Origin of the sequence: Halobaculum saliterrae (assembly GCF_009831625.1) — an archaeon.
GTDB lineage: Archaea > Halobacteriota > Halobacteria > Halobacteriales > Haloferacaceae > Halobaculum > Halobaculum saliterrae.
Map to the genome: position 1 here is coordinate 174,131 of NZ_WUUS01000008.1, position 23,362 is coordinate 197,492.

Annotated in this window: 23 protein-coding genes; 14 read left to right on the top strand and 9 right to left on the bottom strand. The window is 70.3% G+C overall.

The genetic code is table 11. From position 1 onward, the window contains the following. Positions 1 to 144 precede the first annotated feature (144 nt). The 4 genes from GRX01_RS13590 to GRX01_RS13605 all read left to right on the top strand — a co-directional run bounded on the left by GRX01_RS13590 (position 145) and on the right by GRX01_RS13605 (position 6,721). The gene (locus tag GRX01_RS13590; protein ID WP_159668469.1) at positions 145 to 4,707 is read left to right on the top strand and encodes a glycoside hydrolase family 15 protein; all 4,563 of its coding nucleotides are present in this window, start codon (positions 145 to 147) and stop codon (positions 4,705 to 4,707) included. Positions 4,708 to 4,869: 162 nt separating this feature from the next. After that, positions 4,870 to 5,340: an NUDIX hydrolase gene (locus GRX01_RS13595; protein WP_159668472.1), complete on the top strand. Its 471-nt coding sequence runs from the start codon at positions 4,870 to 4,872 to the stop codon at positions 5,338 to 5,340. A 121-nt stretch (positions 5,341 to 5,461) separates the two neighbouring features. Beyond that, entirely contained in the window at positions 5,462 to 6,178 is a 717-nt protein-coding gene (locus tag GRX01_RS13600) for a metal-dependent hydrolase (protein ID WP_159668645.1), read from the top strand. Between the two features lie 144 nt (positions 6,179 to 6,322). Beyond that, positions 6,323 to 6,721, top strand: a complete 399-nt coding sequence (locus GRX01_RS13605) for an OsmC family protein (protein WP_159668475.1) — start codon at positions 6,323 to 6,325, stop codon at positions 6,719 to 6,721. A 97-nt stretch (positions 6,722 to 6,818) separates the two neighbouring features. Here GRX01_RS13605 and GRX01_RS18905 read toward each other — a convergent pair whose 3' ends face one another. The 3 genes from GRX01_RS18905 to GRX01_RS13615 form a co-directional block, all read right to left on the bottom strand. Continuing rightward, positions 6,819 to 6,968, bottom strand: a complete 150-nt coding sequence (locus GRX01_RS18905) for a hypothetical protein (RefSeq protein ID WP_201289602.1) — start codon at positions 6,966 to 6,968, stop codon at positions 6,819 to 6,821. Positions 6,969 to 7,139: 171 nt separating this feature from the next. After that, positions 7,140 to 7,736, bottom strand: coding sequence for a DJ-1/PfpI family protein (locus GRX01_RS13610; RefSeq protein WP_159668478.1), 597 nt, complete (start codon positions 7,734 to 7,736; stop codon positions 7,140 to 7,142). Positions 7,737 to 7,848: 112 nt separating this feature from the next. After that, positions 7,849 to 8,694 carry an HAD-IIA family hydrolase gene (locus tag GRX01_RS13615; RefSeq protein WP_321168119.1) on the bottom strand — a complete coding sequence of 282 codons (846 nt, stop codon included), beginning with the start codon at positions 8,692 to 8,694 and terminating at the stop codon, positions 7,849 to 7,851. A gap of 165 nt (positions 8,695 to 8,859) precedes the next feature. On the opposite strand from GRX01_RS13615, the gene GRX01_RS13620 reads away from it, so the two are divergent. The 3 genes from GRX01_RS13620 to GRX01_RS13630 all read left to right on the top strand — a co-directional run bounded on the left by GRX01_RS13620 (position 8,860) and on the right by GRX01_RS13630 (position 11,475). Then, on the top strand, positions 8,860 to 9,618 hold the full coding sequence (locus GRX01_RS13620) for a GTP cyclohydrolase IIa (RefSeq protein ID WP_321168108.1): 759 nt from the start codon (positions 8,860 to 8,862) through the stop codon (positions 9,616 to 9,618). 116 nt (positions 9,619 to 9,734) lie between these two features. Then, positions 9,735 to 10,616, top strand: coding sequence for an ADP-ribosylglycohydrolase family protein (locus GRX01_RS13625; RefSeq protein WP_159668488.1), 882 nt, complete (start codon positions 9,735 to 9,737; stop codon positions 10,614 to 10,616). Between the two features lie 43 nt (positions 10,617 to 10,659). Further along, a complete protein-coding gene (locus GRX01_RS13630; RefSeq protein ID WP_321168110.1) occupies positions 10,660 to 11,475 on the top strand; it encodes a PHP domain-containing protein in 816 nt (271 codons plus the stop codon). 18 nt (positions 11,476 to 11,493) lie between these two features. Here GRX01_RS13630 and eif1A read toward each other — a convergent pair whose 3' ends face one another. Beyond that, complete coding sequence (gene eif1A / locus GRX01_RS13635; protein WP_159668491.1) at positions 11,494 to 11,781, bottom strand: translation initiation factor eIF-1A; 288 nt, start codon at positions 11,779 to 11,781, stop codon at positions 11,494 to 11,496. Positions 11,782 to 12,148: 367 nt separating this feature from the next. On the opposite strand from eif1A, the gene psmA reads away from it, so the two are divergent. Beyond that, on the top strand, positions 12,149 to 12,904 hold the full coding sequence (gene psmA / locus GRX01_RS13640) for an archaeal proteasome endopeptidase complex subunit alpha (RefSeq protein ID WP_159668493.1): 756 nt from the start codon (positions 12,149 to 12,151) through the stop codon (positions 12,902 to 12,904). A 199-nt stretch (positions 12,905 to 13,103) separates the two neighbouring features. Beyond that, positions 13,104 to 13,931, top strand: coding sequence for an MOSC domain-containing protein (locus GRX01_RS13645; protein WP_159668496.1), 828 nt, complete (start codon positions 13,104 to 13,106; stop codon positions 13,929 to 13,931). A 59-nt stretch (positions 13,932 to 13,990) separates the two neighbouring features. Here the strand turns inward: GRX01_RS13645 and GRX01_RS13650 are convergent, their stop codons facing one another. Then, positions 13,991 to 14,254: a BolA family protein gene (locus tag GRX01_RS13650; RefSeq protein ID WP_159668651.1), complete on the bottom strand. Its 264-nt coding sequence runs from the start codon at positions 14,252 to 14,254 to the stop codon at positions 13,991 to 13,993. 148 nt (positions 14,255 to 14,402) lie between these two features. Between GRX01_RS13650 and GRX01_RS13655 the strand changes: the two genes are divergently transcribed. The 4 genes from GRX01_RS13655 to GRX01_RS13670 all read left to right on the top strand — a co-directional run bounded on the left by GRX01_RS13655 (position 14,403) and on the right by GRX01_RS13670 (position 17,709). Next, entirely contained in the window at positions 14,403 to 14,867 is a 465-nt protein-coding gene (locus GRX01_RS13655; RefSeq protein ID WP_159668499.1) for a hypothetical protein, read from the top strand. A 66-nt stretch (positions 14,868 to 14,933) separates the two neighbouring features. Then, complete coding sequence (gene dgoD / locus GRX01_RS13660) at positions 14,934 to 16,085, top strand: galactonate dehydratase (protein WP_159668502.1); 1,152 nt, start codon at positions 14,934 to 14,936, stop codon at positions 16,083 to 16,085. Positions 16,086 to 16,152: 67 nt separating this feature from the next. Beyond that, positions 16,153 to 16,977: an SDR family NAD(P)-dependent oxidoreductase gene (locus GRX01_RS13665; RefSeq protein WP_159668505.1), complete on the top strand. Its 825-nt coding sequence runs from the start codon at positions 16,153 to 16,155 to the stop codon at positions 16,975 to 16,977. Positions 16,978 to 17,091: 114 nt separating this feature from the next. Next, positions 17,092 to 17,709 carry a class I SAM-dependent methyltransferase gene (locus GRX01_RS13670; RefSeq protein WP_159668508.1) on the top strand — a complete coding sequence of 206 codons (618 nt, stop codon included), beginning with the start codon at positions 17,092 to 17,094 and terminating at the stop codon, positions 17,707 to 17,709. Positions 17,710 to 17,961: 252 nt separating this feature from the next. Here the strand turns inward: GRX01_RS13670 and GRX01_RS13675 are convergent, their stop codons facing one another. Continuing rightward, the gene (locus GRX01_RS13675) at positions 17,962 to 19,938 is read right to left on the bottom strand and encodes a 3-hydroxyacyl-CoA dehydrogenase/enoyl-CoA hydratase family protein (RefSeq protein WP_159668511.1); all 1,977 of its coding nucleotides are present in this window, start codon (positions 19,936 to 19,938) and stop codon (positions 17,962 to 17,964) included. 184 nt (positions 19,939 to 20,122) lie between these two features. Here GRX01_RS13675 and GRX01_RS13680 point away from each other — a divergent pair, with 184 nt between their 5' ends. Beyond that, complete coding sequence (locus tag GRX01_RS13680; RefSeq protein ID WP_159668514.1) at positions 20,123 to 20,782, top strand: DNA-3-methyladenine glycosylase family protein; 660 nt, start codon at positions 20,123 to 20,125, stop codon at positions 20,780 to 20,782. Positions 20,783 to 20,872: 90 nt separating this feature from the next. Here GRX01_RS13680 and GRX01_RS13685 read toward each other — a convergent pair whose 3' ends face one another. From GRX01_RS13685 to GRX01_RS13695, 3 genes are all read right to left on the bottom strand, one after another. Further along, a complete protein-coding gene (locus GRX01_RS13685; protein WP_159668517.1) occupies positions 20,873 to 21,469 on the bottom strand; it encodes an archaellin/type IV pilin N-terminal domain-containing protein in 597 nt (198 codons plus the stop codon). Between the two features lie 241 nt (positions 21,470 to 21,710). After that, positions 21,711 to 21,908 carry a DUF5786 family protein gene (locus GRX01_RS13690; RefSeq protein WP_159668520.1) on the bottom strand — a complete coding sequence of 66 codons (198 nt, stop codon included), beginning with the start codon at positions 21,906 to 21,908 and terminating at the stop codon, positions 21,711 to 21,713. A gap of 70 nt (positions 21,909 to 21,978) precedes the next feature. After that, on the bottom strand, positions 21,979 to 23,343 hold the full coding sequence (locus GRX01_RS13695) for a RimK family alpha-L-glutamate ligase (RefSeq protein ID WP_449271453.1): 1,365 nt from the start codon (positions 23,341 to 23,343) through the stop codon (positions 21,979 to 21,981). Between the last annotated feature and the right edge of the window lie 19 nt (positions 23,344 to 23,362).

Consider the following 23,362-nt stretch of genomic DNA (forward strand, 5'->3'; position numbering starts at 1 on the left):
CGCGAGGATCGTCCCCCGTCGGTCGGTTCGGGGTGGCTCCGGTCGGTTCGGGCGGGTTCGCGACCCGATCAGAGGGGAGGGGAAGGAGTGTGAACTGCTCACGTACCGCGGAGACTTTAACCACGCGAGTAGTTTCACGGGTGAATGCGGCTGCGAACGGCACTCAACGACTACAAGCGCGACCGGGGTCACGGCTCGGCCGGCACCGCCAGCACCGTCCACGGCGCGCTGTCCGGACGCGGCGACCGGCTGGTCCACGTCGCCCCGACCGGCGGGATACGCGACTTCTCGTCGGCGCTGTCCGGCCTCTCGGGCATCGACCGCTCCCGGTTCGGGATCGAGACGGGCGAGCGAACGTACTGGTTCGACGAGCTGGAGACGGTCCGCCAGCACTACTACCGGGAGACGACCCTGGTGGAGACGGAGTACGACGCCGGCGAGTTCACCGTCCACCAGTACGACCTCACCCTCGGGCGCGAGCACGTCACACACGTCGAGTTGCGCGGGTCGATTCCGCCCGAGGCGCACCTCGTCGCCTTCCTCACGCTCGCGCCGGAGGGCCAGGAGACGCGCGTCGGCCGGCTCATCCACGAGGGCGACGGCCCGGTCGACGGCGACGCGGTGGAGGTGTTCCACCGCGAGGAACACGACTTCGTCACCGCCTCCACGGGCCTGGAGGACGTGCGCGCGCAGATCCCCGAGCGGTTCGAGGAGCTGCTCGATCCCGACCCCATCGCGCTCCCGCGCGAGGGCGCGCTCAACCGCTACGAGGACACGCACCTCAGCGGCGACGTGGTCGTCGCCGCCCCCCTGGAGCGCGCGGGTCGCGGGCTCCGAACGACGCTCGTGACCGCGCTGACCGACGGCGATGTCGAGCGCGAGCGGGCCCTCGCGGACCTCCGGGAGTGCGCGAGCGACCACGCCGACGCCGACGAGCTTCGGACCGTGGCGCGCGAGCGCGCCGCAGCCGCCGCGGTCGCCGACGCCGGTCCGCGGCGGGCGACGGTCCGCGCCGACATGCGGGCGCTGTCGCTGCTCGAGGCGCCCAGCGGCGCTCGCATCGCCGGCCCGGAGTTCGACCCGTTCTTCCGTAACTCCGGGGGGTACGGCTACACCTGGTTCCGCGACGACGCGCGGATCTCCCGCCACCTGCTGGAGACGAACGAGCCGCTCGGGCTGGAGCTGGACCCCGAGTCGCTCGTGCGGAGCGCCCGGTTCTACTGCGGGGCACAACAGCCCGACGGCTCCTGGCCACACCGGGTGTGGGCCGTCGACGGGTCGCTCGCGCCCGGGTGGGCAAACGCGCGCGTCGAGGGGCGCGAGGGATCCGACGAGTACCAGGCCGACCAGACCGCGATCGTCGTCGGGTTCCTCGCGGCGCTCCTTCGCGAGCACGGCGACGCGCTGTCGGCCGATGACGAGCGGCTGATCCGCGAAAGCGTCGCCGCCGGCGTCGACGCGCTCGACGACGCCCGTGGCGACGACGGACTCCCCCGGCGCTGTCAGAACCTCTGGGAGGACATGTCGGGGCGGTTCGCCCACACCGCCGCGACGTTCGTGGAGGCGTACGCCGCCGTCGCACGCGCGCCGGTGGACGACGCGCTCGCGGAGCGCTCGCGGGCGGCCGCGGAGGAGACGTTCGACGCGCTCGACGCGCTGTGGGTGGCCGACCGCGGGGCGTACGCGGTCCGGCTCGCCGACGGCGAACGGGACGACCGGCTGGACGCCTCGACGTTCTCGCTCGTCGACGCTCTCGCGGCCGTCGATGCCGTCGACGGGATCGACGTCGGGGACGGGACCCTCGACCGCGTGACAGAGCACGTCCGGACGTCGATCGAGGAACTGTATCGCGACCCGAGCGAGTCGGCCGTCGAGGGACTGATCCGCTACGAGGGCGACGAGTGGCGGACCGACGGCCAGGACGGCGAGAAGGTGTGGACGCTCGCGACCGCGATGGGCGCCGACGCGGCCGCGACGCTCGGGGGACTACTGGGCGACCGCGGCCGCGAGGAGACCGGCGCGGGGCTGCTCGACCGCGCGGCGGAGCTGTACGGGCTGCTCGAGGACGGCGGGCCCCTGACGACGGCGATGGGCTACCTCCCGGAGCAGTGGTACGACGACGGCACGCCCGACAGCGCGACGCCGCTGGGGTACGCCCACTGCTTCCGGCTGGGCGCGACAGCCGCGCTCGCCGAGCGGGACGCGTTGCCGAGCGCGGCCGCGGCGCCGTCGGCGCCCACCGACCGGCCGCGCTGGACCACCGGCGAGAAGTTCGGCGTCGGCACCGTCGCCGACCACGGCGAGCCTGACGCCTCCCGCGTCTGGTACACGCTGACGGAGGGGGCGCTCACCGAGGTCCGGTTCCCCCGCGTGGACCTGATGAACCTGCGCACGCTGGATTTCATCGTCTCGGCGGCCGACGACGACTACACGGTTCGGACGCACGTCGAGGGCCGGCGCAGCGACGAGGACACCGTCGATCGACGCGTTCGTCCGACCGCGGACGACGCGCTGGCGTACGAACACGTGATCACCGAGACGGGCGACGGTCGCGGCCACGAGTGGGAGCTCCGCGTCGAGTACGCGGTCGACCCGTCCCACGACGCGCTCGTCGCGGACGTGGACTTCCGCGCCGACGACGGGACCGAGTACCACGTGTTCGCGGCCGCGGACACCGCGCTCACGAACACGGGCACGCGCGACCGCGGCCTGCGCCTCGGCCAGCCCGGGAGCCACCACCTGGTCGCCCGCGACCCCGGCGCCTACACCGGCGAGCGGGACGACGCGCGGCTCGTCGACGAGGACGGCGACGGCTACTCCGTCGCCGTCGCGATGGCGACGGCCGACCGCTTCGACTGGGCGACCGTCTGCGCGGCCGGCAGCGACGAGCTGTCGGCGCTGTTCGCGACCGGCGAGGTGCCGCGGACGCGCTCGTCGATCGACGACGACAACGTCGTCCTCGTGGGGCGCCTCGGCGCCGGCAGACACACCAGCGAGACGCTCGCGCTCGGGTTCGCACGACAGGCGGACGCCTCGGCGGCGCTGGGCGAGGCGGTCGGGTCGCTCGCGACCGGGTACGAGTCGGTCGCGACGGCGTACCGCGAGTCGTGGCGGACGTTCCTCGCGGACCGGCCCCTGCCCGAGGCCGTCGCCGGCGACGACGACCTCGCGAACCAGTACCGCGCGGCGCTGATGACGCTGCGCGCCGTCGAGGACAAGACGTACCACGGCGCCTCCGTGGCGTCGCCGTCCGTCCCGTGGGGCGAGGCGGTCCACGCGGACGAGCAGAAGGGGTACGGCTACAACTTCGTGTGGGCGCGGGACCTGTATCAGGTGTTCACCGCGTCGCTGCTCACCGACGACCTCGACACCGCCGTCGACCAGCTGGGGTACATCTACGAGTACCAGCAGGACGAGGACGGCTTCATCCCCCAGAACACCTACCTGAACGGCATCACCCGGTGGGGCGGCGAACAGATGGACAACATCTCGTTCCCGGCGGTGATGGCCTACCAGCTGTGGGCGGCGGGCGTCGACTTCGCGGACACGCCGTACGACTACGAGCACGTCCGCCGGTCGGCCGACTACGTCGCCCGCAACGGTCCCGCCAGCGGGCAGGAGCGCTGGGAGGAGGAGGCCGGCTACTCGCCGTCGTCGATCGCCGCCGAGATCGCGGGACTGGCGTGTGCGGGGAAGCTCGCGCTGGAGGTCGGCGACGACGCCGACGCGCTCGTGTGGCTCGCGCTGGCCGACCGCTGGACCGACGAGGTGGAGACGTGGACGGCCACCGACTCGGGCACCGCCCGGCACACGCACACGCCGTACTACGTTCGGGTCACCCAGGACGGCGATCCGGAGGCCGGCCACCTGCGGACGCTCGCCAACGACGGCCCGCGCCTCGACGAGCGGGACGTCATCGACGCCGGCTTCCTCGAGCTCGTTCGCCTCGGGATCAAGCCGTGGGACGACGAGACGGTCCGCAACTCCGTGCGCGAGGTCGACGACACGATCCGGGTCGACCTCCCCGTCGGGGTCGCCTTCTACCGCTACAACGGCGACGGCTACGGCGAGCGCGACGAGGGCGACGTGGGCGCGCCGTGGTCGGTCGACAACCACGGGAAGGGCCGCCTGTGGCCCCTCCTGACCGGCGAGCGCGGCGAGTACGAACTCCGGGCGGACCCCGCGGAGACCGACCGTGAGCCGGAGTTGGAGCCGACCGCCCTCCTGCGAACGATGGAGCGGTTCGCCAACTCCGGCCGGATGATCGCGGAGCAGGTCTGGGACCGCGACTACCGGACGGAGTACGACTGGGGCTACGGTGAGGGAACCGGGAGCGCGACGCCGCTGGCGTGGTCGATGGCGCAGTTCGTCCGCCTCGCGCACGGCGTGGAGGCCGGCGAGCCGGTCGAGACGCCGGCGTTCGTTCGCGAGCGCTTCCTCGACAGGCGGCTCCACGACAGCGACGCGAAGCCCGCGCTGCGCGTCGACACGAACTTCCAGGGCAACACCGTCGTCGTCTCCGGCGAGACCACCGGCGTGCGCGTCGCCGTGACGACGCCCGTCGACTCCGCGGTCGTCACCCCCGAGGAGGGGGAGTTCGAGGCGACGCTCGACATCGGCTACGGCGAGAACGACATCACCGTCGCCGCCGCGGGCGACGAGGATCTGGAGACGGCCGCGACCACGGTCACCCGGTTCACGGTCTGAGCGTCGCGTCCGGCGGTCCTTCCCGCTTCGATTCTCGGTCCCGCCTCCGACCCCCGGTCGCCTCTCGGATCGGCGATCTGTCGTCCGTCCACCGCGATCACCTAGTAGGTGTTTATACACCCTCAGGGGTACCTTTACCACCGAACGAGTCAACCGACTCATATGACCGAGCCGGAGACCACGTACGTCGGGAAGGCGTGCGCGTACATCACCCGCGGCGGCTCGCAGCTACTGGTGTTCGAGGGACCGGGGCACGACGGGTTGCAGATACCGAAGGGAACGATCGAACCCGGCGAGCGTCCGCGGAGCGCGCTGTTCAGGGAGGTGCGCGAGGAGAGCGGGCTGGCGACGCTTTCGAGCGTCGACAGGGTGGCGACGGACGTATGGAACCGGCGCGAGTCGCCCCCGAAGGCGTACGTGCGGCACTTCTACCACGCGAGCGTCCACGAACCCCGCGACAGCTGGACGCACGTCGTCCGTGACGGCGGCGACGAGCACGGCAGCGAGTTCGAGTTCTCGTGGGTGGACATCGACGAGGCGCGCGACCGGCAGTTCGCGCTGGCGCTGGACGACTACGTCCACCGACTCTCCGAGCGGCCGAGCGCCGTCCGGGTCGCCGAGGCCGCCGACTGAACGTGGCCGGCTCGCGGGTCGCGGAGAACCGGCCGCGGGCGGACCGCCGCAACCGGCGGGTTCCGCCGACGGCGAACGGATTTATGTGTAATTCGACCGAACACACGGGTGCATGACACCCATGGACCTCACCTGGCACGGTCACTCCACCTGGACGGTCGAGATCGAGGACACCACCTTCCTGATCGACCCGTTCTTCGACAACCCGCACACCGACACCGACCCCGAGGAGGTCGACCCGGACCACGTCCTCCTCACCCACGGCCACGCCGACCACATCGGCGACGTGGACCGCTTCCGCGGCGCCCACGTTGTCGGGACGCCGGAAGTCACCGGCTACGTGACCGACGAGTACGGCGTCGAGGACACGACGGGGATGAACCTCGGCGGGACCGTCGAGCTGGGCGACGCGTTCGTGACCATGGTCCGCGCGGACCACACGAACGGCCTCGACACCGGGTACGGCGCCTCCGGCGGCACGCCGGGGGGCTACGTCATCTCCGAGACGAAGCCCACACAGGAGGCCGACCCCGACAGCACGACGTTCTACCACGCCGGCGACACCGCCCTGATGTCGGAGATGAGGGACGTGATCGCGCCGTTCCTCGAGCCCGACGCGGCGGCGGTGCCGGCGGGCGACCACTTCACGATGGGTCCGGCGCAGGCGGCCATCGCCGTCGACTGGCTCGACGTCGACTACGCGTTCCCGATGCACTACGACTCGTTCCCGCCGATCGAGATCGAGACGGACGACTTCGTCCGTGAGGTGCGCGCGACCGGCAGCGACGCCGAGCCCGTCGTCCTCGACGGCGACGAGACGTTCACGATCGGGGAGTAGTCGGTCGACTTCCCGGTCCGCGGCAGCTCTGCTCCCCGGTCCGTGGGTCCCGACTCTCCGGCCCCCGAAGGGTAGACCGTTCCTGCGTGGGTCACACACCGCAGTAACAAGGTTTACGCGCGAACCGCCCGTGGTCTCGGACGCATGTCAGACATCGAAACCTCAACCGTCAGCGAAGAGGGCTTCACCAGCACGAGCGAGGTCGGCGACTTCTCGCTCACCATCGACGCGCTCGGCGAGGACGGCCCCGATCCCAACTCGGTTCTGGTTGCCGACTACGCCTCCTGCTTCCTGCCCGCCTTCCGCGTCGGCGCCAAGCAGCGCGGGCACGAGGACCTCGGGAAGGTCCAGATCGACGCCGAGGCCGACCTCGACGACGACGACGACCTCGCCGCGATCCGCTTCGACATCCACGTCGAGGCCGACCTCGACGACGAGACGCTCGCCGACGTCGTCGAGCGTGCCGAGGGCATCTGTCACGTCCACGCGGCGCTGCGCGAGGAGCTCCACGCCGACATCAGGGCCCGCGCGGACGCCTTCTGAGGCGAGCGCTCCCGCTGAGGCGAGCGCTCCCGCTCGCGAACGTTTCCCGGTTTTTCGGAGATCGACCGTCCGAGAGCGACCCGTGCCGCCTGCGGACTCAGCGGCGGACGTCGTCGTCCCGGTAGGACCGGTACGTCATCGCGCGGCCGTCGATGATCACGACCTCCTCGTCGGTGTGGTCGCTCACGACCCCGATGGGGTCGTCAGGCTCGTCACGGAAGACGTACGGTGAGTCGCGCTCTTCCATGTCAACAAATAACACGCTATCTCATATAAACCTTCGTCAGACAGTACCACACATGATTCTCGGCGAGGCGACTGTTCACGGTTCCGCGAGCGGGTTCGATCGCGGGTGGACGGCTCGGCTCACGGGCCTCCCGTCGTCCTCCCGAGATCCTCCCGAGAACGCCCGGTCGCTCTATTCGTCCGCGGCGGCGGGCTCGACCCCGTGGTCGATGTCGGTGCCAAGCACGTCCAGGAACGCCGCGAGCCACTCGGCGTGGTCGGGCCACGCCTGCCCCGTGACGAGGTTCCCGTCGACGACGACCTCGTCGACCCACGAACAGCCAGCGGCCTTCATTTCCGGCTCGAGCGCGGGGTAGGCGGTGATCTCTCGACCGTCGAGCACGCCCGCGGCCGCGAGGATCTGCGGGCCGTGACACAGGGCCGCGACGGGCTTGTCCGCCTCGAAGAAGTGCCGAACCACGTCGAGCACGTCCGGGTTCGTCCGGAGGTACTCCGGGGCGCGCCCGCCGGGGACGACGAGCGCGTCGTAGTCGGCCGGGTCCACGTCCCCGACCGCGCCGTCGACGACGAAGTCGTGACCGCGCTCCTCGAGGTACGTCTGGTCGCCGCGGAAGTCGTGGATCGCCGTCTTCACCGACTCCCCCTCGTCCTTCTCCGGCGCGACGGCGTGGACCTCGTGGCCCACCGTCTCCAGCGCCTGGTACGGTACCATGACCTCGTAGTCCTCCACGAAGTCGCCCGCGAGTTCGAGGACGGTTCTGCCGCTCATGATCGGATCCCGTTCGATCGTATCAATCGAGCAATCAAAACTGTATCGGCGGGTCGGCCGCGGCTCGCTCGCGGATCGACTCCCGGCCGTCCACGGGTCGCCGGGGGATCGACTACCTGTCGTCCGCAACTGACGACCCGTCGAGCGAGCGGTCAGCTCCGGCGTCCGCCGCCGCCTCCGCGTCGAGCACGCGGTCGAGTTCGCTGAGGTCGTCGAGGACGTAGTCCGGGTCGTACGACGAGTCGGCGACGTCGGCGCGGTCGGTGACGCCCGTGAGGACGACCGCGGTCGTCATCCCGGCGTCGGCGCCGAGAGCGACGTCCGTGTCGAGCCGGTCGCCGACGACGAGGCACTCCTCGGCCGGGCGACCGATCCGGTCGAGGACCAGTTCGCGGGCGGCCGCCGAGGGCTTGCCCAGCACCGCCTCGGGGTCGTGGTCGAGCACGCCACGGACGGCGTTGATCACCGCACCCGACCCGGGGACGAACGCGTCGGACCCCGGGATCACCCGGTCCGGGTCGCTGCCGACGTAGGGCGTGCCGTCCTCGAGCGCCCACAGCGCCCGCGAGAGGTCGTCGTAGTCGAACTCGCGGTCGACGGAGATCACGCCCGCCTCCGCGTCGGCGTGGTCGTCGACGACCGTCAGGCCCGCCGCCTCGAGCTGCTCGACGAACCCGGACTCGCCGAGCACGTACAGCGCGTCGTCGGGGTGGTGCTCACGGAGGTACGCGACGGTGCTGTCGGCGGCGGTCACCACCTCCGTCTCGTCCGCGTCGATGCCGGCGGCGTCGAGGCGGTCGACGTACGCCGCCGGTCCCTTCGTCGGGTTGTTCGAGCAGAAGCAGACGTCGAACCCCGCATCGCGCAGGCGCCCCATCGCCGCCGGCGCTCCGGGGATCGGGTCGCGCCCCCGGACCACGGTCCCGTCCACGTCGAGCACGACTCCGCGTATCACGATCGCTCCTTCGGACGGGACGATCATGAAGCCGTCGCCGGGGGAACGGGGCGACGGCGGGTCGACGACCGGGGCGCACGCCCGGCGGGGGCGAGCGTCGGGGACCGGACCGTCACGGATCCGTGAACGGTAACGCGTATGTGTCGCCGCCCCCGGGATCGGAACACAGTGACCGCCGCGCAGCTGACGTTGGTGCAGATCGACAACTACGGCCCGTGGACAGTGACGCCGGAGCCCCGTCGGGAGATGGACCTCCAGACCCTCCAGTCGCGTCTCTTCGCGGACCTGGCACAGTACATCGGCAACCGCGGCGGGTACGTCTTCTTCACCCGCTTCGACAACATGGTCGCCGTGACGAACGGGCTCGACCGGCGGGACCACGAACTGCTTCAGGAGTCCGTGGGGAACCGATACCCCGTCACCGTGAGCCTCGGCGTCGGCGTCGACGAGGTGCCGATCGAGGCTCTGGAGACCGCGACCGAGCGCGTGCAGGCGGCCGGCTCCGCGCAGTCGTCGGACCGCAGCGAGGCGCTCGCCGGCGAGTTCCGCGACGGCGACGACGAGGGCGAGGGGGACGTGCACGTCGCGCACTTCGACGTGAACGACGCGACCGGCAAGTACACCGACCGGCTCAACGAGTTCGACTCGTTCATCAACATCGAGCAGGGGTACGCCTCGCTGATGAAGTACATGCGCGAGGAGCACGGCGCGCTCTCCTTCTTCGTCGGCGGCGACAACGTCATCGCCGCGTGCCCGGACCTCTCACACGACGAGTACATGGGCGCCATCGACCACGTGGCCGCGGACGCCGACGTCCAACTCAAGGTCGGCGTCGGCTCGGGCGAGACCCCCCACGAGGCCGGCTACGCCGCGAAACACGCCCTCGAGGACTGCCGGTACGAGGGCACGCTCGTCGAGTTCGCCTGAATCCCCGTTCTGCCGACCCTACTCGTCCGAGCGCCGCCCGCCCGATCCTCCTCTCCCGAGAACCCGCCCGTCCGGCACCGACACGGTTGTGTCCCCGGAACCCCGAGCCACCGGCCATGAGCGATCCCGACTCCGAACCGCCGCCGGCGATGGACCCGTCTGAGGCCCGCCGCGACCGCGCTCGGGCGAGTCTGCTCGGGCTGGCCTGCGGCGACGCGCTCGGCCGCCCCGTCGCCGGGGAACCCGCGGCAGCCGTCCGCGACCGCTACGGCCGCGTGACCGAGATGCTCGGCGCGGACGGCCGTCGGGCGGGGACGACCACCGCTCCCACGGCCGCCGCCGTCGCGGCCGCCGACCGACTTCTCGACCGATCCGGGGGTCCCCAGTCGATCCCTCCGACTGGCTCCGGATCGGCGACGGATGCCGCGTCGCTCCTCGCCGGCGTCCCCTACGGCGTTCTCACGGGGGACGCCGAGGACCGGGCGGCAGCGGCAGCCGAGGGCGCCGCCTCGACCGGGGCGGCCGTCGGAGCCGACGCGACGGAACCGGCAGCTGCGCTCGCGGTGATCGTCGGCGAACTCGTCGACGGCGAGTCGGTCGCGGATGCGGTGTCGACGGCGATGGCCGTCGCCGTGGCGCGCGACGCCCCGGTCACGCTGCGGGAGAGCCTGTCGGTCGTCGGCGACCGCGGCGCCGTCGCCATCGATCCTCACGGCGACCGGTCGGCGACGTTCGAGACCGCGCTCCACGAGGCGGTCGCCGCGGACGACGCGGAGGAGGCGATCGTCTCGGCGGTGAGCCGCGGGGGCAACGCGAGCGCGCTCGGCGCCGTCGCCGGCGCGGTCGCGGGTGCGCGCTTCGGCACGGACGCGGACGCGATCCCCCCGCGCTGGCTGAACGAGCTCGACGCGACGGAGGAGTACGCCGCGCTCGCCGACGCGCTCGTGGAGTCCGAAGTCGCGGCCCTGATCGGCACCGACGTGGACACGGACCTCTGAGGATCGGGCGGTCGTGAAGCGGTGGCACGGGTCCCGAAGATTCGTGAGGGGGGCCGCCCTCGACCCCGTCGTGTACCACGACTACCACGTCCACTCGACGTACTCGGACGGGTACTTCATCGAGTTCATGGCGGACGCCGCCGCGGAGGCGGGGCTGTCCGGGATCGGCATCGCGGACCACTGCGTCGTCTCGGAGGAGTCGGCGGAGGACCGCTACCGCCGCGAGATGGGGTTCAACCTCGATCTCACCTACGAACGCCGCCGCGACGCGATCGAGCGACTGCGCGACCGCGTTGACGTGCGCCTGTTCGACGCTGTGGAGTTGGACTACGAGCCCCGCGACGAGGCCGCGATCGCGTCGTTTCTCGACGAGGCGGGGTTCGACTACGCGATCGGGAGCGTCCACGACCTGGAGGACGTGAACGTCCACGTTCGCGACTACTTCGCGGACAAGTCCGAACCGGAGCGTCGCGCCCTCGTCGACGAGTACTTCGAGAAGTTGGTCGCGCTCGCCGAGTCGGAGCTGTTCGCGATCGCGGCGCATCCGGACCTCGTGGAGCGCAATCCCGCCCTGCGCGGGCTCGCGACCCGCGAGCACTACGAGCGCGCGGCCGCGGCGTTCGCGGAGTCGCGGACCGTCCCCGAACTCAACGCCGGGCGGGTGCTCGACGAGTACGGCGAGTTCCATCCCACGCCGGGGTTCCTCGACGCGCTGGCCGACCACGACGTCGCCGTCGCGGTGGGGACGGACAGCCATCGGCCCGACGTGATCGCCCCCCGCGTGGAGCGCATCGAGGCGGAGCTGTCGGAGCGCGGACTGGAGCCGGTACGGGTGGTTGACGGAGCGGAAACGGCCTGAAAAACCGGGTCGCCGGCGTTACTGGATGTGGCCTTCCTCGCGAAGCTGCTGGGCGTCGTCGGACTCGTAGCGCCAGACGACCTCGGCCTTCTCGTCCTGCCAGTCCCACGGCTCGGCGATGACGATGTCGCCCTCCTTGACCCACGTTCGGAACCGCATCCGGCCGGGGATCCGGCCCATGCGCTCCTCTCCGTCCGCACAGCGAAGCGTGACGCGCCGGCCGCCGAGCATGTCGGTGACGGTGGCGAACACCTGGTTGTCGTCGGGCATCCTGAGTGGCTTCCGGTTTCCTGTGTCGTCGCTCATGGCCATCGGTAGGTGACCGAGTGGGATAAGTACGTGTATTCGATCGGCGCCCGACGCCGGCGTCGGTGGTCGGTTACCCCGTTCCCGACCGCCTGAATCCCTCGGTGGACACGGCGATCGACGGGTGGAGGAGCCGGGTGAGGCCGAGTCGGTGGGTGTTGGTGAGAGCCGAGTCGACGGGCGGCGGTCGGCGATGGGTCGGTTCCATGAGAGCGGATCGCCGGCCGCGAGGAACCGAGTCGGCGGCCGAGTCCCGCGGTTTTCGCTCGTCCGCTAAAACTCCGTTTAGGGAGGCTTTTTCCCGCGTGGACCCATACCGGTAAGTGATGACCGCACTCGCGACGACGATTCACGTCGGTGATGACCGATGAGGGGGAACGACCAGCAGGCCTACGACCGCGGTACGTCGCTGTTCTCCCCCGACGGCCGGATCTATCAGGTCGAGTACGCCCGCGAGGCCGTCTCGCGCGGCGCGCCCTCGGTCGGCGTTCGAACGAGCGAGGGTGTCGTGCTCGCAGCGCAGGCGCAGGCGTCCTCCTCGCTGATGGAGTCGGAATCGATCGAGAAGCTCCACAAGCTCGACGAGCACGTCGGGACCGCCAGCGCCGGCCACGTCGCCGACGCCCGTCAGCTCATCGACTACGCGCGTCGGATGGCGCAGGGGAACCGCCTGCGGTTCCAGGAGCCGGTCGGCGTCGAGACGCTGACGAAGTACATCACCGACCACATTCAGGAGAACACCCAGCGCGGCGGCACGCGCCCGTACGGCGCCGCGCTCCTCATCGGCGGCTTCGAGGACGGTGTCCCGCGCCTGTTCGGCGCCGACCCCTCGGGGACGCCCCACGAGTGGAAGGCGACCGCCATCGGCGGCTCCAGACAGGAGATCCAGGAGCTGCTGGAGGACGAGTGGGACGAGGACCTCACGCTCGACGACGGCATCGGGCTCGCGCTGCGCGCGCTGTTCGAGATCAACGACGAGCTCACCGCGGACGACGTGTCGCTCTCGACGGTCTCGGCCGACGGCTACACCGCCTTCACCGCGGACGAGATCGCGGACCTCGTCGAGGGTCTCGACCTGGCCACCGACGAGGACGCGGACGGCGACGAAGACGACGAGGAGTAACGCGACCTCCGCCGACCCGACCGCGACGCGGTCCGATCCGGTTCCCGTTCTTCCGATCCGCGCCCCGTAGACGGCGACGGCGCTGTCGGCGCTTGAGATCACGCTGTCGACAGCGACGGCTCCATTGTCGCCGGCAACAGCGACGACCCCATCGCCGCCGACCGACCGATTCAACCGCGACGGCGTCGTACAGCGGACGATGACCGAGGACGCGCTCGCGACGACGCTCGATCGGATCCGGGTGTTCCCGATCAAGTCGCTCGACGGAGTCGACGTGGACGCCGCCGAGCTTGCGCCGGGAGGCGGGCTCTCGCGGGACCGGGAGTTCGCCCTGGTCGACGCCGACGGCGACTACGTGAACGGAAAGAACGAGCGGCGGATCCACCGCGTGTCCGCGTCGTTCGACCTCGACGCGCGGACCGTCACGCTGGACGCCCCGCACGACGCCGACGCCCCCGCGGCCGCGGCGTTCGACCTCGACGACCCCGTCGACCGGGAGGAGATCGCGTCGTGGGTCGGGGAGTTCCTCGGCTACGACGTGGATCTGATCGGCGAGCGAACGGGCGGCTACCCTGACGACACGAAGCTGACGGGACCGACGGTGGTATCGCTTGGGACGCTCCGCGAGGTCGCCTCGTGGTTCGACGGCGTGGGCGTCGACTCGATGCGCCGGCGCCTCCGCGCGAACGTCGAACTCGCGAGCGATGAGCCGTTCGCCGAGGACCGACTCGTCGCCGACCTCGGCGAGCGGGTTCGCGTCCGCGTCGGCGACGCCGAGCTGTTCGGGGTGAACCCCTGCCAGCGCTGCGTCGTCCCCTCTCGAAACCCCGACACAGGGACGGAACTCGACGGCTTCCGAACCCGATTCATCGAGCGACGCGAGGAGACGATGCCCGACTGGAGCGGCGGCGACCGCTTCGACCACGCCTTCCGGCTGATGGTGAACACGGTCGTTCCCGAGGGGAGCGTGGGCGGGTCGCTCCGCGTCGGCGACGACGTTCGGACCCTCGGCACCGAGGCCGAGTAGCGTCGACCGCCGATCGGTGGGGCCGCGACGGGTGCCTACTGTGTGGCCGAGACGGGTGCCTATTGCCCGTGCTTCTCGTACTCCTCGGGCGTGTACGTTTTGATCTCCAGAGCGTGCACTTCCTGCGTCATCGCGTCGCCGACGGCGTCGTACACCAACTCGTGCTGGTCGACGAGCGACTTCCCCTCGAAGGCGGGCGAGACGACGACCGCGGCGAAGTGCGCGTCCTCGTGGTCCTCGTCGGGCACCCGCGGCGTCGTGACCGTCGCCTCGCAGTTCTCGATGCCCGCCTCGATGGCCGCCTCGACCTCGTCCGTGCTCATGCTCATGCCTCGAAGTCGGCGTCGCCGCGGCAAAAAGTGGTCGGTGGCGGCGGACGCCGCGGCGCCCCGTCGCGGTACCCCGGTGCCGCGGTTCCCGATGCGCTTACAATCGGCGGCGTTGACCGGGTTACCCAATGACCGGACGACCATGACCGCGGACGGGCGTGACGCCGGCCCCGAAGCCGCAGTCCGGGAGCGACTGCTGGCCGAACACGGCCCCCTGTTCGACGCCGTCGACGCCGTCGCCGACGCGGTCGCGGACCGGTGGACCGACGGGGAGACCGCCGACGGACGGACGACGACCGACGACCGCGACGCCGTCGTCCCCGCGATGCGGGAGGCGCTCGAGGCCGCGGGCGCGCTCGAACATCTCCCAGGGCTGCTCGCGACCGGCGCCGACGCGCTCGGGGTCGGGCTCCCGGCGTCGCCGGTCGCCGCGCCGCCGTACCTCGTCGTGACTGCGACCGGGCCGGTCGTCCGGGCGACGCTCCCCGACGCGGGACGCCTCGTCGTCACGGTCAGGGTGTTCACCGTCGACCGCGTCGGCGACTCCCCAGTCTACCGACGGATCGAGCGCGACGCGCGGGAGGCGCTCGCGGTCGAACTCCGATAGCTCGGGCGACCCGAGAGGCCGACGCGACACCTGTGGAGTTTTCACTCGTGGCGCGAACTCGGGGACATGACCGAGATCGTCGACTACGAGCTGTACGCGGTGCCGCCGCGGTGGCTGTTCCTGAAGTTGGAGTGTGCCGACGGGTCCGTCGGCTGGGGGGAACCGGTCGTCGAGGGACGGGCGCGGACCGTCCGGGGCGCCGTCGAGGAACTCGTCGAGGAGTACCTCATCGGCGAGGACCCCGCGCCCGTCGCGGACCACTGGGAGCGACTGTATCGCGGCGGGTTCTACCGCGGCGGCCCAGTCCTCATGTCCGCCATCGCGGGGATCGACCAGGCGCTGTGGGACCTGAAGGGGAAACACCTCGGCGCCCCCGTCCATGAGCTTCTCGGAGGCCCGGTCCGCGAGCGCGTCCGGGTGTACCAGTGGGTCGGCGGCGACCGCCCCGAGGGCGTCGCGGAGGCGGCCGCCGAGAAGGTCGACGCGGGCTTCACCGCGCTGAAGATGAACGCCACGCCCGAACTGGAGCGCGTCGAGTCGCCCGACACGGTCGAGCAGGCCGCCGAGCGCCTGCGCACGGTCCGAGAGGCCGTCGGTCCGGAGGTCGACATCGGCGTCGACTTCCACGGACGGGCGAGCAAGACCGCGGCGAAACAGCTCGCCGCGGCGCTCGAACCCCACGACCCCTTCTTCATCGAGGAGCCGGTGCTCCCCGAGCACAACGACGCGCTCGCCGACATCGCCGCGAGCACCAGCACCCCCATCGCGACCGGGGAGCGGATGTTCCACCGCACCGACTTCAAGCAGGTGCTGGAGGAGAACGCGGTCGACGTCATCCAGCCGGATCTGAGCCACGCGGGCGGCATCACCGAGTGTCACCGCATCGCGTCGATGGCCGGGGCCTACGACGTGTCGGTCGCGCCGCACTGCCCGCTCGGTCCGGTCGCGCTCGCGTCCTGTCTTCAACTGGATGCGGTCGCGCCGAACGCCCTGATCCAGGAGCAGAGCCTCGACATCCACTACAACGAGACGAGCGACGTACTCGACTACCTCTCGGACCCGTCGGTGTTCGAGTACGAGGACGGCTTCGTTCCGGTTCCGGACGGGCCGGGACTCGGCGTCGACATCGACGAGGACGTGCTGCGGGAACGCGACGGCCACGACGACTGGCACAACCCCGTCTGGCGCCGCCCGGACGGGAGCGTCGCCGAGTGGTGAGCCGACGCCGACGAGCCGAGCGCGAACCAATCATCAAGTCACCCGACCGAGACAGCGTACACACTCGATGACCAGCTTCGACACCTCCGCCATCGACGAACTCGAACCGCGATCCAGATACGACGGGACGGTCGCCGTCGTCACCGGCTCGACCCGCGGTATCGGCGCGGGCGTCGCGAAACGCCTCGCGGCCGAGGGCGCCCGCGTCGTCGTGACCGGCCGCAGCGAGGACGCCGGCGCCGAAACTGTCGCCGACATCGAGGACGCCGGCGGCGAGGCCGTCTTCGTCCGCGCGGACATGCGCGACCCCGACGACATCGCGGCGCTGTTCGAGGCGACCGTCGAGGAGTTCGGTCGCCTCGACGTGCTCGTGAACAACGCGGGCGTCGAGACGTACACCGCCGCCGACGAGGCGGAGCTGGACGACTGGAACTTCGTGCTCGAGACGGACTTCCGCTCGTACTGGCTGTGTGCCAAACACGCCCGCGAACACATGGACGAGGGTGCCATCGTCAACATGTCCAGCAACCACGCGTTCGCGACCACGCCGAGCATCTTCCCGTACAACGCCGTCAAGGCCGGCATCAACGGGATGACCCGCTCGATGGCGATCGACTTCGGCCCCGAGGTACGCGTCAACACGGTGAACCCCGGGTGGGTCGCCATCGACCGCACCACCGGCGACATGGACGAGGAGCGCCGCGAGGAGCTCGCGAGCATCCATCCGACCGGCCGGATCGGCGTCCCCGAGGACGTCGCCGCGGCGGTCGCGTTCCTCGCCAGCGACGAGGCGGGGTTCGTCACCGGCGCGAGCCTCACGATCGACGGCGGGCGGTCCGCGGTGCTGCAGGACGACTTCCTACCGGACTATCGCGAGCGCCGCGAGGAGTGAGTCGCCGCGAGGAGTGAGTCGCCGCGAGCGGCGGGTGGATCGCCGCGTATCGTGGGCGACCCGAGCGCCGACGACTCCGGCGAAGGTTTACGCCCGGCGCTCCTTTCGGCGGGTATGAACCCCGACGAGGTCCGGGAGGACTGGGCCGAGCGCGAGGGCGAGTTCTCCCCGCGCTACTACGCCGAGAAGGGACCGGACGAGGTGAGCGAGACGATCCGGTCGGCGATCGAGTTCTACGTCGGCACGGACGCACGGGTGCTCGAACTCGGTTGCGGGTCGGGTCGTCACCTCGAACACCTCCGCCGCGGCGGCTTCGACCGCCTCGCCGGCGTCGACATCAACGACGAGTCGTTCGACGTGATGGGCGAGTACTTCCCGACGCTCGCGGAGACCGGCGAGTTCCATACGGGGGCCATCGAGGACCTCCTGCCGGCGTTCGACGACGACGAGTTCGATGCGGTGTACTCCGTCGAGACGCTCCAGCACGTCCACCCCGACGACACGTGGGTGTTCGAGGAGGTCGTGCGGATCTGTGGCGACCTGCTCGTCACCGCCGAGAACGAGGGCAACGGCGCGAGGCGCGGGCGCGAGGGCGCCGAGGTGAGCTACGTCAACGACGAGTTCCCGCTGTACCATCGGAACTGGCGGGACGTGTTCTCCGGGTTGGGCGGCGTGCAGGTCGTGAACGAGCCGACAAAGCGCGACACGATCCGGGCGTTCAAGCTAGCATAGGGCCGTCGGGAGCGTTCACGGGACCGCGGGTCTCAGTCGTCTTACCGATCTACTGGGCGGCTCGGCCCGGGGACCTCGCCGTTCACGAGACCTGCGGTCTCGTGAGCTCACAGAGCGCGCAGCGATCTGTGAACGCCGCTATACCGAGACCTCGTTCGCTCCGCTCACTCGGTCTCGCTTATTTACTGGGCGGAGCGGCACACGGACCGCTCCGCCGCTTCCCGAGGTTCGCGGCGTTGCCGCGAATCTCGCTTACTTCCCCTCGAACTCCGGCTCCTCGTCGGACATGAACGCCATCACGCCCTCCATGAGGTCCTCGGTGTTCATCAGCTGGCCGAACGCCTGCGCCTCGATCTCCAGTCCGGCGTCGGTGTCGTCGCGCCCGGCGAGCATCGCGCGCTTCGTGTAGCGCTGGGCGACCGGCGGGCCGGCGGCGAGATCCTGCGCCAGATCCATCGCCGCCTCCTCGAGCTCGTCGTTCGCCACGAGCTCGTTGATGAAGCCGTAGTCGGCCATCGTCTCCGCGTCGTAGCGGTCGCCGGTGAAGATGATCTCCTTGGCGCGCCCCTCGCCGACGATGTGACGGAGGCGTTGGGTGCCGCCCCAGCCCGGAAGCAGGCCGAGGTTGTGCTCGGGCTGGCCCAGTTCCGAGCGCTCGGAGGCCACCCGCATGTCCGCGCAGGTGGCGAACTCCATGCCGCCCCCGAGGCAGTAGCCGTCGATGCCCGCGACGACCGGCAGGTCCGAGGCCTCGAACTTGCCGAACGTCGACTGGCCCTTCCGGGAGAGCTCGACCGCCTGCAGCGGGTCTCCGCCGCCGCCGGCCATGCTCTGCACGTCGGCGCCGGCGGAGAAGGCGCGCTCGCCCTCGCCGGTGACCAGCACCGCACGCACCCCGTCGTCGTCCTCCAGTTCCTCGATGGCGACACCGAGCTCGTCGAGCAGTTCGCCGGAGATCGTGTTCATCCGGTGGGGACGGTCGAGGACGATGTGGCCGACCCGGCCCTCGCGCTCGATCCGGATCGTCTCGAAGTCGACCGCGTCCCCGGCGTCGTCGCCGTCGCCGTGGAAGCCGCGACCCTCCTCGACGAGCTCGCGGAGGTGGTCGACGGCCTCGTACCGCTCGGCCCCCGTCTCCTCGTGGCGCTCGTCGAGCGTCGAGAGCAGCGCGTCGAGGCCGGCCGCGTCGGCCATCTTCGCGGGGCCGTCGGGGAAGCCCGCCCCGAGCTTCACCGCCTGATCGATGTCGCCGGCGTCGGCGACGTCGTTGCCGATCAGGCCGGCGACCTCGTTGGCCATCACCGCCAGCAGGGCGTGCTTGACGTCCTCGTCGACCTCGTCAGAGGGGACCTCCGCGCCGGACCCGTCCTCGTAGTCGTAGAAGCCCGTCCCAGTCTTCTTACCCAGGTTCTCGTTGTCGACCTTCTCGGTGAGCAGCGGACACGGCTCGTAGGCGTCGCCGAGCACCTCGTGCATGTACTCGAGCACGTGGACGCCCACGTCGATGCCGACCTGGTCGGCCAACTCGAAGCTGCCCATCGGGAGGCCCATGTCGTACTTGGTCGTGGAGTCGACCGACGCGACGGTCGCCTCGCCCCCGTGGACGAGCCACGCCGCCTCGTTCATCAGGGGGACGAGCACGCGGTTGACGATGAAGCCGGGCGAGTCCTTGCGGACGCGCACCGCCGTCTTGCCCATCCGCTCGGCGACGTCCTCGACGAGATCCATCGTTTCGTCGGCGGTGTGGGCGCCGGAGATGACCTCGACCAGCTGCATGCGCACCGGCGGGTTGAAGAAGTGCATCCCGCAGAAGCGCTCCTCTCGGTCGGTCACCTCCGACAGCTCCGTGATCGAGAGGCTGGAGGTGTTCGAGGCGAACACGGCGTGGTCCGGCGCGGACTCCTCGACCTCCGCGTACACGTCCTTCTTGATGTCCATCTTCTCCGGCACCGCCTCGATCACGAGGTCGGCGTCGGCGACGGCGTCCTCGACGGGGACGACCGGCGTGACCCGGTCGAGCGCCGCGTCGGCGTCGCTCTCGGAGATCTGGTCCTTCTCGGCGAGCTTGCCGAGCGACCACTCGATCTGGTCGTAGCCGTTCTGTACGAACTCCTCGTTGATGTCCCGCAGGTTCACGTCGAACCCGGCGAGCGCGGCGACCTCCGCGATCCCGTGACCCATGTTCCCTGCGCCCAGCACCGCGACCGTCTCTACGTCATCAACGTCCATGTGCGTCGCGTCGGAGTCCCGCCGATTCAACGTTTCCCTCCGTCGCGACGCAAACACGACACCAGTTTTCCGGAGTTGCACGCCACGGAGTCCCGGGGGGCCGTCGTCGCCTCGTCGACTGTCCGCGCGGGAGCGCAGTCGCTCCCCCGAAAGCCGTTTCTCGCCGGCGCACGCATCACGGCGTATGCCAGTGGACGCAGACGCCGACGCGCTCGACGACCTCGACCCGTCGGATCGCGAGGCGCTCGGGACGCTCCGCGGGGACGAGCTCCTCGGCCCGGTGATCGACCGACACGGTCCGCTCACGATCGACCCCGCCCCGGACCCGTTCGAACGGCTCGTCGTGTCGATCCTCCGTCAACAGGTGTCGATGGCGTCCGCGGAGGCGACGCGCGAACGCCTGTTCGACGCCGTCGATGTGACGCCTGAGGGACTGCTCGCGGCCGACGAGGCGACGCTGAAGGACGCGGGACTGTCCCGACAGAAGACGCGGTACGTCCGAAACGTCGCCGAGGCGTTCGCCGACAACGACTGGACCTCCGAGACGTTCGCCGCGATGAGCGACGACGAGGTACGTGCGGAGCTGACAGCGATCACCGGTGTCGGCGAGTGGACCGCGAACATGCAGCTGCTGTTCACGCTCGGCCGGCCCGACGTGTTCCCCGTCGGCGACCTCGGCGTCCGAAAGGGAATGGAGGAACTGTACGGCCGCGAGATGAGCCGTGGAGAGATGGTCGAGGAGGCCGAGCGATGGGCGCCGTACCGCAGCTACGCGTCGCTGTACCTGTGGCGCGCGAAGGAGGACATCGCCGCCAGCGTCGACGAGGTCGTCGGGGAGGAGTAACGTCGGGGACACCGAGACGACACTCGCCGTGCCGGTGGCACCGCTACTTGGCGTCGGACGGTGCGAAAGAACGGAAGAACGGAAGCCGGCTTACAGCTCGACGGCCTGCTTGTTGCTGAGCGATTCGGGCACGGTGAAGCGGATGCTGGTGGTCGCACCAGCCATCGTGTTGATCTTGATGGTCACTTCGTCGCCCTCGTTTAGGTCACTGGCGAACGTGCTGACATCGAACACGAGGTTGAGTCGGTCATCTGCGTCGTTGAGGACGTTGTCGGAGCCGTCGGAGTCCTTCACCGAGATGTAGGAGAACTGATCTCCACTCAGGGTCGTCTGTGAGTAGTTCTGTGTCGTCGATGTCAGCTGGTAGGTCCCGCTGGGACCGATCCACGTGACGGTGGCGTTCTGGATGTCGATCTCGCCGGCGCCGGGCGCCTGCGTCACCGTCACGTTGACGATGTCGATCTGGTTGCCGTTGACGTTGCCGACGGTGGCGACTTCCTGCACGCGGTCACTGACTTGCTTACTGCTCTGTTGTCCCGTTTCCTGCGACTTGCTCTGGAGGAAGCCGGCGGTGTTGATGAGGACGCCGGCGGCGATCGCCGCCACCAGCACCATCGCGATGAACACGATGAGCGTCCCGATCCCCACCTGCCCGCGCTCTTCCTCGTCCGTGATGAATTCGAACATTGGTTTCGTTTCGACCCGTCCGCGACGGCGTCCGGGTATATCGAGAAAGGGGCCAAGCACGTTGATATACCTTCTCCGCCGGATTTCAAGAACGATACTCGGGGGACGGGGTCGAGTTCGGACGGGCGTCTCCGACGTCGGAATAGGAGAGAACTGAACGACATCGCGTGGCGGTCGAGCGCCGCCGGCCGGGGTGCGCGACCTCGGTCCGGGTGCGGTCAGAACCGGACCGGCCCGCCGGTCACTCCTCGTCGTCGTCGCCGTCGTCCTTCATCGTCTGGAGCTGTGAGACCAGATCGTCGGTGGACGCGCCCGCCTCGAAGCTCGCCTCGCCCTCGTGGTCGTTCTCGTGAGCGTCGACGGTCGAGCCGTCGGCCGCGTCGGCGCCGTCGCTCTGTTGCCGTTCCTGCTCGGATTCATCGTAGCTCCCGAAGCCCATGTCATACCGTGGTGACCCGAGAGGGAAAAGCGGTCCGGCCCGTGCGCCCCGTGTGAGTCGCTGTCGCGTGCTACTCCTCGGTCCCCTCCTCCTCCTCCTCGTCGCTCTCCGCGTCCCGTCCCTCGTCGGCGCGGCGCTGTACGTCGACGCGGTAGTGTTGGAGGATGTCGCGTCCGAGGAGGAGCGGGTACTCCATGTGCGAGCGGTCCTCGACGCTGGCGGTGACGGTGTGTTGTTCGCCCCCGATGCCGACGACGAGGTCGACGACCGGCCGGGCCTTCCCGGACTTCACCGAGCCGGACTTGACTCGGGTCATGCTCTTGATCGGCCCGGCGCCGATCTCGGCGGCGAGCTTCGTGTCGATCGACGAGCGCGTCGCGCCGGTGTCGGACTTCGCGTACGCCTGCGTCGCTCCCTGCGTCCCGGCGACGTTGACCTGCTCGATGTAGCCGATGATCGGGGTCTGCCCGTCGTTGATCCGCCGAGCGGCGGGCATACACGCCGGCGTCGAGTCGTCGAACACCGCCGACAGCTCCGTCACGCGCTCGTCGTCGACGCTGCCGCCGCCGCGCTCGATCGCGAGCCGGGCCATGTGGGGCGCCGGCGAGCGTCCGCTGGCCTTGAACAGCCCTTTGAACCCGGCGGTCGGGTTGACCTCGAGAACGTACCAGCCGTCGTACCCCTGCACGAGGTCGACGCCGGCGAAGTCGAGCCCGACGGTCTCGGCCGCCTGCAGCGCCATCTCGCTCGCCTCCTCGTCCAGCGAGGCCGTGGCGTCCTCCACGTCGCCGCCGAGCGCGACGTTGGTTCGCCAGTCCCCCTCCGGGGCGTACCGGTTCATCGCGGCGACGATCTCGCCGCCGACGACGTACACGCGGGTGTCGTGGTGCCGCGCGTCGTCGCGGTCGATGAGGTCCTGCAGGAACGCCTGTCGGTTCCCGACCATCGGATTGACAGGCTCCTCGAGGTCGATCTTCCAGGTGCCGCCGCCGTGGGTGCCGATCGCCGTCTTGTACACGCCCTCCGTGCCGAAGCGGTCGCGGCCCCGGTTGAGCCGGTCGTTCGACAGCGCGAGCAGCGCGTCGGGGACGCGGACGCCGTCCTCCGCCAGCGCGACGGCGGAGGCGAACTTGTGCATCGCCGTGAGGACGGCCGAGGGGTCGTTGAGGATCGGTCGGGCGCGGCCGAACGTGTGCGCGAGCCCGAGCCCCTCCGCCGGCTGTTCGATGTTCGACAGCAGCATTCGGTTGGCGACCACGTCGACGTCCGGCTCGACCGAGACCTCGCCGTCCTCGATGCTGACGGCCGCGTTCTCGCGACGAAGCCACACGGGCTCGTGCCCCAGCGCCTCGACCGCGTTGCAGATCGCCTTCGTCTCCTTGCTCGTGTGAAGCGAGAGCACCCCGACTCGCACCGGATCGTCAGTCATACCGATCGCCTCTGCCGGAAGTATC

Excerpts from the sequence above, each read along its gene's own strand:
- GRX01_RS13590 (WP_159668469.1), top strand. The coding sequence starts at position 145 with ATGCGGCTGCGAACGGCACTCAACGACTACAAGCGCGACCGGGGTCAC.
- GRX01_RS13595 (WP_159668472.1), top strand. The coding sequence starts at position 4,870 with ATGACCGAGCCGGAGACCACGTACGTCGGGAAGGCGTGCGCGTACATC.
- GRX01_RS13600 (WP_159668645.1), top strand. The coding sequence starts at position 5,462 with ATGGACCTCACCTGGCACGGTCACTCCACCTGGACGGTCGAGATCGAG.
- GRX01_RS13605 (WP_159668475.1), top strand. The coding sequence starts at position 6,323 with ATGTCAGACATCGAAACCTCAACCGTCAGCGAAGAGGGCTTCACCAGC.
- GRX01_RS18905 (WP_201289602.1), bottom strand. The coding sequence starts at position 6,968 with ATGGAAGAGCGCGACTCACCGTACGTCTTCCGTGACGAGCCTGACGAC.
- GRX01_RS13610 (WP_159668478.1), bottom strand. The coding sequence starts at position 7,736 with ATGAGCGGCAGAACCGTCCTCGAACTCGCGGGCGACTTCGTGGAGGAC.
- GRX01_RS13625 (WP_159668488.1), top strand. The coding sequence starts at position 9,735 with ATGAGCGATCCCGACTCCGAACCGCCGCCGGCGATGGACCCGTCTGAG.
- eif1A (WP_159668491.1), bottom strand. The coding sequence starts at position 11,781 with ATGAGCGACGACACAGGAAACCGGAAGCCACTCAGGATGCCCGACGAC.
- psmA (WP_159668493.1), top strand. The coding sequence starts at position 12,149 with ATGAGGGGGAACGACCAGCAGGCCTACGACCGCGGTACGTCGCTGTTC.
- GRX01_RS13645 (WP_159668496.1), top strand. The coding sequence starts at position 13,104 with ATGACCGAGGACGCGCTCGCGACGACGCTCGATCGGATCCGGGTGTTC.
- GRX01_RS13650 (WP_159668651.1), bottom strand. The coding sequence starts at position 14,254 with ATGAGCACGGACGAGGTCGAGGCGGCCATCGAGGCGGGCATCGAGAAC.
- GRX01_RS13655 (WP_159668499.1), top strand. The coding sequence starts at position 14,403 with ATGACCGCGGACGGGCGTGACGCCGGCCCCGAAGCCGCAGTCCGGGAG.
- dgoD (WP_159668502.1), top strand. The coding sequence starts at position 14,934 with ATGACCGAGATCGTCGACTACGAGCTGTACGCGGTGCCGCCGCGGTGG.
- GRX01_RS13665 (WP_159668505.1), top strand. The coding sequence starts at position 16,153 with ATGACCAGCTTCGACACCTCCGCCATCGACGAACTCGAACCGCGATCC.
- GRX01_RS13670 (WP_159668508.1), top strand. The coding sequence starts at position 17,092 with ATGAACCCCGACGAGGTCCGGGAGGACTGGGCCGAGCGCGAGGGCGAG.
- GRX01_RS13675 (WP_159668511.1), bottom strand. The coding sequence starts at position 19,938 with ATGGACGTTGATGACGTAGAGACGGTCGCGGTGCTGGGCGCAGGGAAC.
- GRX01_RS13680 (WP_159668514.1), top strand. The coding sequence starts at position 20,123 with ATGCCAGTGGACGCAGACGCCGACGCGCTCGACGACCTCGACCCGTCG.
- GRX01_RS13685 (WP_159668517.1), bottom strand. The coding sequence starts at position 21,469 with ATGTTCGAATTCATCACGGACGAGGAAGAGCGCGGGCAGGTGGGGATC.
- GRX01_RS13690 (WP_159668520.1), bottom strand. The coding sequence starts at position 21,908 with ATGGGCTTCGGGAGCTACGATGAATCCGAGCAGGAACGGCAACAGAGC.